The sequence below is a fragment of the Streptomyces sp. NPDC003011 genome (assembly GCF_053591515.1).
This window is the reverse complement of record NZ_JBSFTY010000105.1, coordinates 15,868-29,219: the sequence shown is the minus strand read 5'-3', so window position 1 is coordinate 29,219 and position 13,352 is coordinate 15,868. Positions and strand designations below refer to the sequence as shown.

At 70.7% G+C, this 13,352-nt stretch carries 13 protein-coding genes and 1 tRNA gene; 6 read left to right on the top strand and 8 right to left on the bottom strand.

All coding sequences use genetic code 11. The features are described from left to right. Window positions 1-182: 182 nt before the first annotated feature. The 6 genes from ACWD0J_RS36205 to ACWD0J_RS36180 all read left to right on the top strand — a co-directional run bounded on the left by ACWD0J_RS36205 (window position 183) and on the right by ACWD0J_RS36180 (window position 4,411). On the top strand, window positions 183-1,160 hold the full coding sequence (locus tag ACWD0J_RS36205; protein ID WP_451500114.1) for an ABC transporter ATP-binding protein: 978 nt from the start codon (window positions 183-185) through the stop codon (window positions 1,158-1,160). After that, the gene (locus tag ACWD0J_RS36200; RefSeq protein WP_451500112.1) at window positions 1,150-2,067 is read left to right on the top strand and encodes an ABC transporter permease; all 918 of its coding nucleotides are present in this window, start codon (window positions 1,150-1,152) and stop codon (window positions 2,065-2,067) included. The genes ACWD0J_RS36205 and ACWD0J_RS36200 overlap by 11 nt, the downstream gene beginning before the upstream one ends. After that, window positions 2,064-2,975: an ABC transporter ATP-binding protein gene (locus ACWD0J_RS36195; protein ID WP_451500111.1), complete on the top strand. Its 912-nt coding sequence runs from the start codon at window positions 2,064-2,066 to the stop codon at window positions 2,973-2,975. Before ACWD0J_RS36200 ends, ACWD0J_RS36195 begins: the two co-directional genes overlap by 4 nt. Window positions 2,976-2,986: 11 nt before the next feature. Next, window positions 2,987-3,706 (top strand): ABC transporter permease subunit, encoded by a 720-nt coding sequence (locus ACWD0J_RS36190; protein WP_451500110.1) that lies wholly within the window; start codon window positions 2,987-2,989, stop codon window positions 3,704-3,706. A gap of 79 nt (window positions 3,707-3,785) precedes the next feature. After that, window positions 3,786-4,037, top strand: coding sequence for an SGM_3592 family protein (locus ACWD0J_RS36185; RefSeq protein WP_451500109.1), 252 nt, complete (start codon window positions 3,786-3,788; stop codon window positions 4,035-4,037). A gap of 270 nt (window positions 4,038-4,307) precedes the next feature. Next, a tRNA-OTHER gene (locus ACWD0J_RS36180) sits at window positions 4,308-4,411 on the top strand. A 41-nt stretch (window positions 4,412-4,452) separates the two neighbouring features. Here the strand turns inward: ACWD0J_RS36180 and ACWD0J_RS36175 are convergent. From ACWD0J_RS36175 to ACWD0J_RS36140, 8 genes are all read right to left on the bottom strand, one after another. Next, window positions 4,453-5,268: an HAD family hydrolase gene (locus ACWD0J_RS36175; protein ID WP_451500108.1), complete on the bottom strand. Its 816-nt coding sequence runs from the start codon at window positions 5,266-5,268 to the stop codon at window positions 4,453-4,455. Continuing rightward, entirely contained in the window at window positions 5,265-6,542 is a 1,278-nt protein-coding gene (gene serS / locus ACWD0J_RS36170; RefSeq protein ID WP_451500107.1) for a serine--tRNA ligase, read from the bottom strand. The genes ACWD0J_RS36175 and serS overlap by 4 nt, the downstream gene beginning before the upstream one ends. A 541-nt stretch (window positions 6,543-7,083) precedes the next feature. Beyond that, window positions 7,084-8,016: a prephenate dehydratase gene (gene pheA, locus ACWD0J_RS36165; protein ID WP_451500106.1), complete on the bottom strand. Its 933-nt coding sequence runs from the start codon at window positions 8,014-8,016 to the stop codon at window positions 7,084-7,086. A gap of 127 nt (window positions 8,017-8,143) precedes the next feature. Continuing rightward, entirely contained in the window at window positions 8,144-9,430 is a 1,287-nt protein-coding gene (gene efeB, locus ACWD0J_RS36160) for an iron uptake transporter deferrochelatase/peroxidase subunit (RefSeq protein ID WP_451500105.1), read from the bottom strand. A 6-nt stretch (window positions 9,431-9,436) separates the two neighbouring features. Next, window positions 9,437-11,335 carry a copper resistance CopC/CopD family protein gene (locus ACWD0J_RS36155; RefSeq protein WP_451500104.1) on the bottom strand — a complete coding sequence of 633 codons (1,899 nt, stop codon included), beginning with the start codon at window positions 11,333-11,335 and terminating at the stop codon, window positions 9,437-9,439. 13 nt (window positions 11,336-11,348) lie between these two features. Then, window positions 11,349-11,831: a copper chaperone PCu(A)C gene (locus tag ACWD0J_RS36150; protein WP_451500103.1), complete on the bottom strand. Its 483-nt coding sequence runs from the start codon at window positions 11,829-11,831 to the stop codon at window positions 11,349-11,351. Further along, the gene (locus ACWD0J_RS36145; protein WP_451500102.1) at window positions 11,828-12,481 is read right to left on the bottom strand and encodes an SCO family protein; all 654 of its coding nucleotides are present in this window, start codon (window positions 12,479-12,481) and stop codon (window positions 11,828-11,830) included. Before ACWD0J_RS36145 ends, ACWD0J_RS36150 begins: the two co-directional genes overlap by 4 nt. Window positions 12,482-12,582: 101 nt before the next feature. Next, complete coding sequence (locus ACWD0J_RS36140; protein WP_451500101.1) at window positions 12,583-13,323, bottom strand: YcnI family copper-binding membrane protein; 741 nt, start codon at window positions 13,321-13,323, stop codon at window positions 12,583-12,585. Window positions 13,324-13,352: the final 29 nt, after the last annotated feature.

Here is a 13,352-nt window from a genome sequence, read left to right as displayed (position 1 = left end):
ATCCACACCGAACCGGAAGGCCCTCACCTGTTTCAAGATCCCTCAGCCGAGACCTGGCTCACCCGTCCACAACCTCCCCGGACAGAACACCTAGGGCCCCGTACGACTCCAGTCTGATGTCAAGACAGCTCTGCGGAGTGACGACCGGCGTGGTCCTCGTCACTACGGTCTAAGACGTGACTGTGATCGCGACCGAAAAGCTGAGCAAGCGGTTCCCCCGGGTGACCGCGCTTGACCGGCTCTCCGTGGACGTCGGGCCCGGTGTGACCGGACTCGTCGGAGCCAACGGAGCCGGCAAGTCCACTCTGATCAAGATTCTGCTGGGGCTGTCCCCCGCCACCGAGGGCCGCGCCGAAGTGCTCGGCCTCGATGTCGCCACCAAGGGCGCCGCCATCCGCGAGCGGGTCGGCTACATGCCGGAGCACGACTGCCTGCCGCCCGACGTGTCGGCCACCGAGTTCGTCGTCCACATGGCGCGCATGTCCGGCCTGCCGCCCGCCGCCGCCCGCGAGCGCACCGCGGACACCCTGCGCCACGTCGGGCTGTACGAGGAGCGTTACCGCCCCATCGGCGGCTACTCCACCGGCATGAAGCAGCGGGTGAAGCTGGCGCAGGCGCTCGTCCACGACCCGCAGCTGGTCTTGCTGGACGAGCCGACCAACGGCCTCGACCCGGTCGGCCGTGACGAGATGCTCGGCCTGATCCGCCGCATCCACACCGACTTCGGGATCTCCGTCCTGGTCACTTCCCACCTGCTGGGCGAGCTGGAGCGCACCTGCGACCACGTGGTCGTCGTCGACGGCGGCAGGCTCCTGCGCTCCAGCTCCACCACCGACTTCACCCAGACCACGACGACCCTCGCGATCGAGGTCACCGACACCGACGCGCACCCGGACGGCACCCGCGCGGTGCGCGAGGCGCTCCACGCGCGCGGGATGGAGGTCGTCGACAGCGGCGGCGGCCTGCCGGGCGCCGGGCACGTGCTGCTGCTCACCGCGCAGGGCGAGCAGACGTACGACCTGGTGCGTGACGTGGTCGCCGACCTCGGCCTCGGCCTGGTGCGCATGGAGCAGCGCCGGCACCACATCTCCGAGGTCTTCACCGACAGCGACGAACAGCGCGACGCAGAGCGGAAGGAGGCGGTCGGCCATGGCGGTTGAGCAGCCCACACGGACACCGGTCACCCCCTCGGGTGACCAGACCCGCATCCACAACATCGGCTACCGCAGCTACGACGGCCCGCGCCTGGGCCGCGCCTACGCCCGCCGCTCCCTCTACTCGCAGTCCCTGCGCGGCGCCTACGGCCTCGGCCGCTCGGTCAAGTCCAAGGTGCTGCCGATGCTGCTCTTCGTGGTGATGTGCGTACCCGCCGCCATCATGGTGGCCGTCGCCGTCGCCACCAAGGCGAAGGACCTGCCCGTCGACTACACCCGCTACGCGATCATCATGCAGGCCGTCATCAGCCTGTACGTCGCCTCGCAGGCACCCCAGTCCGTCTCCCGCGACCTGCGCTTCAAGACCGTACCGCTGTACTTCTCGCGGCCCATCGAGACCGCGGACTACGTGCGGGCGAAGTTCGCGGCGCTGGCCTCGGCGCTGTTCATGCTCACCGCCGCCCCGCTGCTGGTGCTCTACGCGGGCGCCCTGCTGGCGAAGCTCGACTTCGCCGACCAGAGCAAGGGGTTCGCCCAGGGACTGGTCTCCGTGGCACTGCTCTCGCTGCTCTTCGCCGGCCTCGGCCTGGTCATCGCGGCGCTCACCCCGCGCCGCGGCTTCGGCATCGCCGCCGTGATCGCCGTGCTGACCATCTCCTACGGCGCCGTCTCCACCCTCCAGGCCATCGCCGAAGCACAGGGCAGCACCGGGTCCATCGCCTGGATCGGTCTGTTCTCGCCCATCACGCTCATCGACGGGGTGCAGTCCGCGTTCCTGGGCGCGAGTTCGGCGTTCCCCGGAGCGGTCGGCCCGACGAACGGGGAGGGCGTGGTCTACGTCCTCGTCACCCTCGGCCTGATCGCCGCCTGCTACGGCCTCCTGATGCGCCGCTACCGAAAGGTCGGACTGTGACCACGCTCAACATCGACCACGTCTCGCGCTGGTTCGGCAACGTGGTCGCCGTCAACGACATCACCATGACCATCGGTCCCGGCGTCACCGGCCTGCTGGGCCCCAACGGCGCCGGAAAGTCCACCCTCATCAACATGATGGGCGGCTTCCTCGCCCCCTCCACCGGCACCGTCACCCTCGACGGGGAGCAGGTGTGGCGCAACGAGCAGATCTACAAGAAGATCGGCATCGTGCCCGAGCGGGAGGCGATGTACGACTTCCTCACCGGACGCGAGTTCGTCGTCGCCAACGCCGAGTTGCACGGCCTGGGCGCCAAGGCCGCGCAGCGGGCGCTGGCCACGGTCGAGATGGAGTACGCGCAGGACCGCAAGATCTCCACCTACTCCAAGGGCATGCGGCAGCGCGTGAAGATGGCGAGCGCGCTCGTCCACGACCCGTCGCTGCTGCTGCTGGACGAGCCCTTCAACGGCATGGACCCGCGCCAGCGCATGCAGCTCATGGACCTGCTGAGGCGCATGGGCGACGAGGGCCGCACGGTGCTGTTCTCGTCGCACATCCTCGAAGAGGTCGAGCAACTCGCCTGGCACATCGAGGTCGTGGTGGCCGGCCGGCACGCGGCCAGCGGTGACTTCCGCAAGATCCGCCGCCTGATGACCGACCGCCCGCACCGCTACCTGGTGCGCTCCAGCGACGACCGCGCCCTCGCGGCCGCGCTGATCGCCGACGCGTCGACGTCCGGCATCGAAGTCGACCTCGCGGAGGGCGCCTTGCGCATCCAGGCCGTCGACTTCGGCCGCTTCACGGTCCTGCTGCCGAGGGTCGCCAGGGACCACGGCATCCGGCTGCTCACGGTCTCGCCGTCCGACGAGTCCCTCGAGTCCGTCTTCTCGTATCTCGTCGCGGCGTAGGAGGCCACAAGATGTACGACCCCACAGTCGCCCGACTCACCTACCGGGCCCTGCTCGGCCGGCGCCGGGCCCTCATCCTCGGCGCGCTGCCGCTGTTGCTGATCGCGATCTCGGTCGTGGTGCGGGCCCTCGCCGGCGCCGACGACCAGACGGCGTCCGACCTGCTGGGCGGATTCGCGCTCGCCACCATGGTGCCGATCATCGGCGTTATCGCGGGCACGGGCGCGATCGGCCCGGAGATCGACGACGGCTCCGTGGTCTACCTGCTGTCCAAGCCCATCAAACGGCCGACGATCATCTTCACCAAGCTGATCGTCGCGGTCGCCGTGACGATGGTGTTCTCGGCGGTGCCGACACTGATCGCGGGCTTCATCCTGAACGGCAACGGCCAGCAGATCGCCGTCGCCTACACGGTGGCCGCCCTGGTCGCCTCCATCGCCTACGCGGCACTCTTCCTGCTGCTCGGCACGGTGTCCCGGCACGCGGTGGTGTTCGGACTCGTCTACGCGCTGGTCTGGGAGGCCCTGTTCGGCTCCCTGGTGGCCGGGGCGCGCACGCTCAGCGTCCAGCAGTGGTCGCTGGCCGTGGCCCACAAGGTCGCCGGCGGGGACCTGGTGACCTCGGACGTCGGACTGGTGACGGCCACGGTCCTGCTGGTCACCGTCACCGTCCTCGCCACCTGGTACGCGGGACAGAAGCTGCGGTCGCTGACGCTCGCGGGCGAGGAGTAGACGGCCCGCTTATTGACAGGGGCTTCACCTCTGCGCGGGCACACTGGACGAACGCGGGCGCACGGCTGGGAGGACGGGGATGGCGGACGAGGCGTCACACGGCGCGTCACACGACGAGGGGCGCGGACGGTCCGGGGACGAGTCCTGGGACGACCTCGTCCTGGACGAGGACTTCATACGGTCCGCCGGGACCGCCGAGCCGTCCGCGCGCGCCCGGATGCTCGCCGAGCGCTGGCGCGAGGAGAAGCCCGAACCGCAGCCGTGGCGTTCCGACGAGCCGCCCGCGGGATGGTTCTTCAGCAAGCGCCGGCGCAGGTGGCGGCGGGGGTGAAGAGGACCGGGGCCGCCGGTTAATCAGTGGCGGCGAACTCGGCGCACCGGCACAGTGGTGGAGTCCAGGACGCCGGAGCGAACCGGCGCCACGCACTGGGGAGGAGTTCGACGATGTCCATGCACGACAGTCCGTCGAGCTCCCCGCAGGGCAGCCCGCGGCGGACTCCGGAGTAGCCACCCCTCCGTCGAGTCCGCCCCGCACGGGAGCTGCCCGGGGCGACCGCTTCGAGCACGCCGGCGCACCGCGCCCGCGTGAGGTCGCCCACCCGGAGGATTGGCCGAGTGGCAAGGCACCGGCTCGCACTGTGTTTCCGTGCGGGCGAGCCGTGGTCGGGGGGCAACCCCGCGCACGTTCGATCCGTGCATCCTCCGCAGGACCGAGGTGTCCCCGCCCGCGCGGCGAACACCGACGCTCAGCCCAGCAACCGCTCCAGCACCACCGCGATGCCGTCCTCCTCGTTGGAGGACGTCACCTCGTGGGCCACCGCCTTCAGCTCCTCGTGGGCGTTGGCCATGGCCACGCCGTAGGAGGCCCAGGCGAACATCGGGATGTCGTTGGGCATGTCGCCGAAGGCGATGGTGTCGGCGGCCTTCATCCCGAGCCGGCGGGCCGCCAGAGACAGGCCCGTGGCCTTCGACAACCCCAGCGGCAGCAGCTCGACGATGCCCTCGCCGGCCATCGCGACGGTGACGAAGCCGCCCGCCGCCTGGCGGGACGCCTCGGCCAGCTCGTCGTCCGTCAGCGTCGGATGCTGTATGTAGATCTTGTTCAGCGGGGCGGTCCAGAGGTCGGACGCGTCCGTGAAGGGCGTCGCGGGGAGCTTGCCGGTGACCGCGTAACCGGGGCCGACCAGCACTTCGCCGTCCAGACCGTCCCGGCTCGCCGCGAGGTACAGCGGGCCGACCTCCGCCTCGATCTTGGCCAGCGCCACCCCGGCCAGCTGCCGGTCCAGGGTCACCGACGTCAGCAGCCGGTGCTCCCCGGCGTGGTACACCTGCGCGCCCTGACCGCAGACCGCGAGGCCGTCGTAGCCGAGGTCGTCGAGGATGTGCCGGGTCCACGGGACCGCGCGGCCCGTGACGACGATGTGGGCGGCGCCCGCCGCGGTGGCCGCGGCGAGCGCCTCACGGGTGCGTCGCGAGACCGACTCGTCGGAGCGCAGGAGCGTTCCGTCCAGGTCGGTCGCGACCAGACGGTAGGGAAAGCCCTCAGCGGCGGACGTACTCACTTGGCGACCGGCTCCAGGACCTCACGGCCGCCCAGGTACGGACGCAGCACCTCGGGCACGCGCACGGAGCCGTCGGCCTGCTGGTGGTTCTCCAGGATCGCCACGATCGTGCGCGGTACGGCGCACAGCGTGCCGTTCAGCGTCGCCAGCGGCTTGACCTGCTTGCCGTCCCGGAAGCGGATCGACAGGCGGCGGGACTGGTACTCGGTGCAGTCCGAGGTCGAGGTCAGCTCGCGGTACTTGCCCTGGGTCGGGATCCACGCCTCGCAGTCGAACTTGCGGGCGGCCGAGGAGCCGAGATCGCCCGAGGCGACGTCGATGACCCGGAACGGCAGCTCCAGCGACGTCAGCCACTGCTTCTCCCACTCCAGCAGGCGCTGGTGCTCGGCCTGCGAGTCCGCCGGGTCGACGTAGGAGAACATCTCGACCTTGTCGAACTGGTGCACGCGGAAGATGCCGCGGGTGTCCTTGCCGTGCGAGCCGGCCTCACGGCGGAAGCAGGGCGAGAAGCCCGCGTACCGCAGCGGGAGCCGGTCGGCGTCGATGATCTCGTCCATGTGGTACGCCGCGAGCGCGACCTCGGACGTGCCGACCAGGTAGAGGTCGTCCTTGTCGAGGTGGTAGACGTCCTGGGCGGCCTGGCCGAGGAAGCCGGTGCCGGCCATCGACTGCGGGCGGACCAGCGCGGGCGTCAGCATCGGCGTGAAGCCGGCGGCCGTGGCCTGGGCGACGGCCGCGTTGACGAGCGCGAGTTCGAGGAGCGCGCCGACACCGGTCAGGAAGTAGAAGCGCGAACCCGAGACCTTGGCGCCGCGCTCGACGTCGATCGCGCCGAGGGTCGTGCCGAGCTCCAGGTGGTCCTTGGGCTCGAAGCCCTCGGCGCCGAAGTCGCGGATCGTGCCGTGCGTCTCCAGCGTGACGAAGTCCTCCTCGCCGCCCACGGGCACCTCGGGGTGCACGAGGTTGCTGAGCCGCAGGGCGAGCTCCTGGGTCTCGGCGTCGGCCGCGTCGCGCTCGGCGTCGGCGGCCTTGACGTCGGCGGCGAGCTGGCCCGCCTTCTTCAGCAGGTCGGCCTTCTCGTCCCCGGAGGCCTTGGGGATGAGCTTGCCGAGCGCCTTCTGCTCGGCACGCAGCTCGTCGAAGCGGACGCCGGACGACCTGCGCCGCTCGTCGGCAGACAGGAGGGAGTCGACGAGCGCGACGTCCTCTCCACGGGCGCGCTGGGACGCGCGCACACGGTCGGGGTCCTCACGGAGCAGGCGAAGGTCAATCACGCGCTCAAGGCTACCGGTGCGGGGTGACGGCCCACGACTCACTATTCCCCGGACACGAAGAATCGCGGCTTACACACCGTTATGAGGTAATTGCTCCATGTGTCAATAAAAGGTGCGTAGATCCCCGGGGTGGGGTAGGCGGCGGGCGGCTGGTTGACTCGATTCCCTTGCGATCAGCGGGACTTGGGGCCTGCTCCGTCCACAGGGGTCCACAGTTCCGAAAAGTTATCCACAGGCTGTGCGAAAGATCTGTGGATGCCGGAAGTGATCATTCCGAACCAGGCCTGCCAGACGAAGAATTCCTGTGTCAGGCCAGCTTGCCACCCACTTTCGGGTGGATATGGGTCGCTCCAAAGGATTGATCGAAGGAAACAGGTGGACGAAGAGTGACCTGCGCGTCTGTGGACGAACCGGGTGCCCGTAGGGCGATTTGTCGACTGGACAGCGCTCCGTTGTCGACTTGTCCCCAGGTCGAGAAGCCCGCCTGTGGATAACTCCTGTGGACAACTAAAATATGCAGGTAGGAGCAGTCGGGAACGTGCTAGAAACGCCCGTCCTGGCAGCGCGCCACCCAGTCCGCCGCCGCGACGAACTCCTGGTCCGAGGTCCCCTTCAGCAGCGGGCGCACGCCCTCCGTCCCCACGTCGGCCCGCGGGTACGAGCCGAGGAACCGCACCTGGAGGCAGATCCGCTTGAGGCCCATCAGCGCCTCGGCGACCCGGCGGTCGGAGATGTGGCCCTCGGCGTCGATGCAGAAGCAGTAGTTGCCGATGCCCGCGCCGGTGGGCCGGGACTGCAGCAGCATCAGGTTGATGCCACGGGTCGCGAACTCGCCCAGCAGGTCGCGCAGACCGCCGGGGTGGTCGTCACGCTGCCACAGCACGACGGACGTCTTGTCGGCGCCGGTCGGCGCGGCGGGCCGGGCGGGGCGGCCGACGAGCACGAACCGCGTCTGGGCGTTCTCCGCGTCGTGGATCTGGGTCTCCAGCGCCGTGAGGCCGTACCGGGCGGCCGCGAACTCGCCCGCGAAGGCGGCGTCGTACTGGCCCTCCTGGACCAGGCGGGCGGCGTCCGCGTTCGAGGCGGCCGACTCCCAGTGGGCGTCCGGCAGGTTCTTCTTCAGCCAGTTGCGCACCTGCGGCTGGGCGGCCGGATGCGCGGAGACCGTCTTGATGTCCGACAGCTGGGTGCCCGGCCGCACGAGCAGCGCGAAGGTGATCGACAGCAGCACCTCGCGGTAGATCATCAGCGGCTCGCCCGCGACCAGCTCGTCGAGCGTCGTCGTGATCCCGCCCTCGACGGAGTTCTCGATCGGCACGAACGCGGCCTCGGTCTCGCCGACGCGGACCGCGTCGAGCGCCGACTGCACCGACACGAACGGAATCAGCTCCCGCGTCGCCGCCTCCGGAAGCGTTCGCAGGGCGACTTCGGTGAACGTGCCCTCAGGACCGAGATACCCATAGCTCGCTGGCATGACCTCACCCTAATGGGCCTTGCCGAACCCGGCGTAACCTTCCTGCCCCGTCCCTCCCAGGGGTGAGCCCTGGCGGTGAGCCCCACGGGTGAGTCCTCCCAGGGGGTGAGTCCTCCCAGAGGTGAGCTCACCCCTCCAGCAGCCGCTGCCCGACGTACTCCCCCTCCGCCGCCCCGCCCGGCACCGCGAACAGGCCGCTCGCCTCGTGGCGGACGAACTGCGACAGGGCGTCGCCGCGGTCGAGCTTGCGCTGCACCGGGACGAACCCGCGCAGCGGATCCGCCTGCCAGCAGACGAACAGCAGGCCCGCGTCCGGCACGCCGTCCGCGTCGAAGCCGTCGTGGTACGAGAAGGGGCGCCGCAGCATCGCCGCGCCCCCGTTCTGGTCGGGGCGCGTGATGCGGGCGTGCGCGTTGATCGGGACCACCAGGTTGCCCTGGGCGTCGGTCTTCTCCAGGTCCATCTCGGTCGTCTCGGTGCCCCCGGACAGGGCCGCCCCGTCGGACTTGCGGCGCCCGATGACGTTCTCCTGGGCCGTGACCGAGAGCTTCTCCCAGTCGTCGAGGAACATCCGGATACGGCGTACGACGGCGTAGGAGCCGTTCGCCATCCACGCGGGCGTCCCGGACTCGGGTACGAAGACGCGCTCGTCGAAGTCGGACTCGCTCGGTTTCGGATTGCGGGTGCCGTCCATCTGGCCCATCAGGTTGCGGGCCGTCATGGGATGGGAGGTGGCACCCGGCGAGCGGTTGAAGCCGTTCATCTGCCAGCGCAGCCGTGCCGCGCCGCCCGCGTCCTTCTGGATCGCGCGCAGGGCGTGGAAGGCGACCAGCGCGTCGTTGGCGCCGATCTGCACCCACAGGTCGCCGTCGCTGCGTTTCCTGTCGAGGTGGTCCGAGGAGAAGTCGGGCAGCGGGTCCAGGGCGACCGGACGCTGCTTCTCCAGACCCGTCCTGCCGAAGAAGCTGTGGCCGAAGCCGAAGGTGATCGTCAGCGCGGACGGGCCGGCGTCCCGGGCCACGTCCGTGTCGTCGTGGGGAGCCGCCTCGCCCGCCATCAGCCGCCGGGCCGTCCGCGACCAGCGGCGCAGCAGCGCGGCGGCCTCCTTGCGGCCCGCTCCCGGTGTCAGGTCGAAGGCGGCGAGATGGCCGCGGGCCTGGAGGCCCTGGGTGATCCCGGACTGATGTTTCCCGTGAAACATCACCTGGTCGGTGCCCAGCGAGGTGAGCGGGGCGGCCTGGGACGGCTGGGCGGCGTAGCCCACGGCCCCGCCGGCCGCGCCGAGGACGAGCCCGGTGGCCCCCGCGGTCCCGAGCAGCTTGCGCCGTGTGAGGCCGCTCGCCGTGGGGGCCGGTTCGGTGGGCCGCACGGTGAGTTCGGGAGTCGGGGCCTCTGGAAGGGACTGGTCAGGCATGGTGGGTCAGCCGATCTGCGCGTTCTTGGAGACGGTCGTCTGGTCGATGTCGGAGGTCCGCACGGTCACCGCGACCGTCCAGTCGCCCGCCATGGGGATCTGCACTCCGTTCGCCGACCAGTGACCGGTGGTGATGTGGTCGGGGACGACGGGCAGCGGCCCGATGTCCTGGGACTCCAGGGTGAAGGCGACCTTCACCTCGGGGATGTCGAAGGCGCGTCCGTTGGGCCGCTGGACGTAGACGTGCATCTCGTTGCCGCCCACGCGCGCGGGGTCGAGGTCGACCGTCACGACCCCCTTGCCGTCCTCGCCGCCCGTGTCGAACGTCATGTCCAGGGTCAGCGCGCCGGACGCCGAGCTCGACGAGGACGACGAGGACGACGACGAGGAGGCAGCCTTGGCCTCCTCCTCCGTGCGCCCGGGTTCGGTCTGCGTCAGCACGGTGGTGACGGCGAGCAGCACGACGGCCACCCCGGCCTCGGCGAGCACCGAGCGGCGCAGCCCGAACCGGTTCGGGTCGGCGTCCCGGGCCTGCTTCTGCTTCGCCGCGTCCATCGCGGCCCGCTGCCGGGCGAGCTGGGCGGCCCGCTCGGAGCCGACGGCTCCCTTGGCGTCACCCGCGGCGGCGGTGGCCGTGACGCGCTGCTGCTGCGGCTTGGCCCGCTGCTGGACCACCGTGCCGGCCAGCCGGGTCGTCCACCGCCGGGAGAAGAACGCGACCCCGACCAGCAGCACCACGAGCCCGATCTTGATCAGCAGCAGCTGCCCGTACCGCGTGTCGGTGAACGCCGCCCAGGAGCCGAGCTGGCGCCAGGACTGGTAGGTCCCGGTCAGCACCAGCGCCACGACACTGCCGAAGGCGACGGCCGAGAACCGGCGTACGGCGGCCGTGTCGACGGGGGTGGCCGAGGGCGCCCGGTACAGGGCGACGAGCAGGGCGGCGAGGCCGCCGAGCCAGGCTGCCACGGCCAGCAGGTGGATGACGTCGACAGGCATCGCGATGCCTGCCTGGAGCCCTACGGAGGCGTGCTCGGACATGGCCCAGCTCGCCGCGAGCCCGGCGGCCACGACCGTCCCGCCGGTGGCGAGCCCGAAGGTCAGGTCCCGCTTCTCCTCGGCCTCCCGCTTCTCGTACGCCCCGAAGAGCACCGCGATGAACAGGGCCGCCGCGGCGAGCAGCAGCAGCCGGGACACCAGCGCCGCGCCCGTCTTGGTCTGCAGCACCTGCCCGAGCAGATCCAGGTCGAAGACGTCGCCGGCCTTCCCGGAGCCGGTGTAGGAGCCGCGCAGGAGCAGCAGCAGGAGCGTGGCGAAGGTGAGGGCGAGCCAGCCGCAGACCACGAGCCGCTGCACGGCCCGCACGCCGGAGCCGCGCTGCCAGCAGGCGAGCACGAAGGCGGCGCCGCCGGCCAGCACGACGAAGCCGGCGTACGACAGGTACCGGCCGACCCCGTACAGCCAGCCGACGACCCCGCCGCCCGCCGTCTCCCCGGACACCGACACGGACGTGGCGGAGGGGGACCCGATGGAGAAGGTGTAGGCCCCGGAGACGGGGTGGCTGTCCGCGGAGACCACCTGGTAGCTGACGGTGTAGGTGCCGTCGGGCAGGCCGCTGTGCAGCCGTACCGCGTAGGTCGTGCCGCTCACGTTGGACGGTGTGCCGCTCTGCACCGGCTTGCCCTTGGGGTCGAGCACGCGCAGCGAGCCCGCGGACGCCGAGACCTGCTCGGAGAAGGTCAGCGAGACCTGGGTGGGCGCCTTGTCGACCACCACCCCCTGCTGGGGGTCGCTGCCGGTCAGCGCGGCGTGCGCGGAGGCCGGCGCGGCCGTGGCGAGAAGCAGCCCGGTCGCGGCCAGGAGCAGCAGCACCAGGGTCCGGACGCGGGGGGCGATGGTCGGCGTCAAGGGGGTCCCTCCGTCAGTGTCCGGTCGCCGGGGTGTACGTCGCCGGCTTCACCGGCATCGCGACGGCGACCGGGTCGGACTGGGCGAAGTGCAGTTCGACCGAGATGGTCCGGCCCTGCTTCGGCATGCGCTTCAGCTTCTCGAACATCAGATGGTTGCCGCCGCTCTTGAACACGAGTCGACCGTGTGCGGGCACGGAGAGGCGGGTGACCTCCTCCATCGCGCCACCGACGGTCGCGTGCACGGTGACCTCGCCGGCCTCGTCGCTGGTGACCGAGGTCAGCTCGTCGTTCGTACCGCTGTCGTTGACGATCGTCAGGAAGCCGGCCGCCATGTCCGCGGAGACCGGCTGCGGGATGTAGGCGCCGGAGACGGACAGGCCGCCCCCGCCGTCGGAGCCGGAGTCCGAGCCGGAGTCGGAGCCGCACCCGGCCAGGACCAGGAGCAGCGCCAGGGCCCCGGCCGGCCCGACGGCAGGCAGGGACGGACGCCTCACGGCTTCTCACCCTTGATGATCTTGGGGAGGTCCTTGGTGTAGTCGTCGACCGTGGCGTCCTCGCCGTACAGCAGGTAGCCCGCGTCGGTCTTCGGGGAGAAGGCGACGACCTGGGTGCCGTGCATCGAGACCAGCTTGCCGTTCTTGTCCTTGCTCGTCGGGTCGATGGAGATGCCGAGGGTGCGGGCGCCGGCCTGGACGGTGGGGAAGTCACCGGTCAGACCGACGAACTCGGCGTCGATGCCCTTGAGCCACTTGCCGAGCTCGGCCGGGGTGTCCCGCTCAGGGTCGGTCGTCACGAACACCACGCGCAGCCGGTCCTGCTCGGACGCGGGCAGCTGCTTCTTGGCGACGGCGATGTTGTTCATGGTCAGCGGGCAGACGTCGGGGCAGTGGGTGTAGCCGAAGTAGACCAGGGTCGGCTTGCCCGCGGTCTCCGCGCGCAGGTCGTACTTCTTGCCCCGGGTGTCGGTGAGCACCAGGTCCGGCTTCTCGAACGGCTGGTCGAGGACGGTGACGGCCTTGTCGGAACCGGCCTCCTCGGAGACCACCGAGACGGGGGAGCCGCCGTCGTCACCGCTGCCGCAGGCGGAGAGGGTCAAAGTGGCGGCGGCGATCAGCGCGGCCGCGGCGAACGTCTTCTTGCGCATGGAGAGATGTCCCAGATGTGATGGCCCGACGCGCACCGGGGCCGGACGCGTGGTCCGACGAGCGGTCGTACGGCCCGGGTGCGCGGACGGATGGGTGAGCGTCAGGCGTTGGTGCGCCGGCGTCCGGCGAGTACGCCGTAGGCGACGCCCAGTGCGCCGACGACGATGCCGACCACGGCGAGGACGCGGGCGGTGGTGTCACTGGTGTCGGCGGGGGCCGCGGTCTCGGCGGAGGCGTTCGCGGTGTCCGCGGCCGTCTCGTCGGCGGAGGCGTCATCGCTCGCCGACGCGCCGTGGTGGTCGTCCTCGGCGGCGGACAGCGTGAGCACGGGAGCCGGCGTCTCGGGTTCCTCCTCGCCCTCCTTCTGCTCCTCGATCCAGCGCACGACCTCCTTGTTGGAGTACGTCTGGATCGCCTTGAAGACCATCTGGTCGGCGTCCTCGGGCAGCGCGCCGACGGAAACGGGGAACTTCTCGAAGAAGCCGGGCTCGATGCCCTTGCCGTCGGCGGTCCAGGTGACCTTGCTGACGGCCTCGGTGATCTGCTTGCCGTGCGCCTCGACGGGCTTGGCGAGCTTGGACGTGGTGACGTCGATGTCCCAGCCGGGCACGGGTTCCGGCATGACCGACGCCAGCGGCTGGCCGGCCGGGAAGGTGACCTCCACCTTGGTGGTGGAGGCGTTGTCCCGCTCGTTGGGGACCTTGAAGTCGATGACCGCGTAACCGCCCTTGGCGGCCGTCCCCTCGGGCTGCACGCTGACATGCGCGAACGCGGGCGAGGACAGGACGACGACGGCCGAGGCGGCGAGGGCGCCGGCGGCGGCGAGACGAGAGGCCTTCATGCAGAGCACTCCACTTCAGTGGGTTTCCG

Excerpts from the sequence above, each read along its gene's own strand:
- ACWD0J_RS36200 (WP_451500112.1), top strand. The coding sequence starts at position 1,150 with ATGGCGGTTGAGCAGCCCACACGGACACCGGTCACCCCCTCGGGTGAC.
- ACWD0J_RS36190 (WP_451500110.1), top strand. The coding sequence starts at position 2,987 with ATGTACGACCCCACAGTCGCCCGACTCACCTACCGGGCCCTGCTCGGC.
- ACWD0J_RS36185 (WP_451500109.1), top strand. The coding sequence starts at position 3,786 with ATGGCGGACGAGGCGTCACACGGCGCGTCACACGACGAGGGGCGCGGA.
- pheA (WP_451500106.1), bottom strand. The coding sequence starts at position 8,016 with ATGCCAGCGAGCTATGGGTATCTCGGTCCTGAGGGCACGTTCACCGAA.
- efeB (WP_451500105.1), bottom strand. The coding sequence starts at position 9,430 with ATGCCTGACCAGTCCCTTCCAGAGGCCCCGACTCCCGAACTCACCGTG.
- ACWD0J_RS36145 (WP_451500102.1), bottom strand. The coding sequence starts at position 12,481 with ATGCGCAAGAAGACGTTCGCCGCGGCCGCGCTGATCGCCGCCGCCACT.
- ACWD0J_RS36140 (WP_451500101.1), bottom strand. The coding sequence starts at position 13,323 with ATGAAGGCCTCTCGTCTCGCCGCCGCCGGCGCCCTCGCCGCCTCGGCC.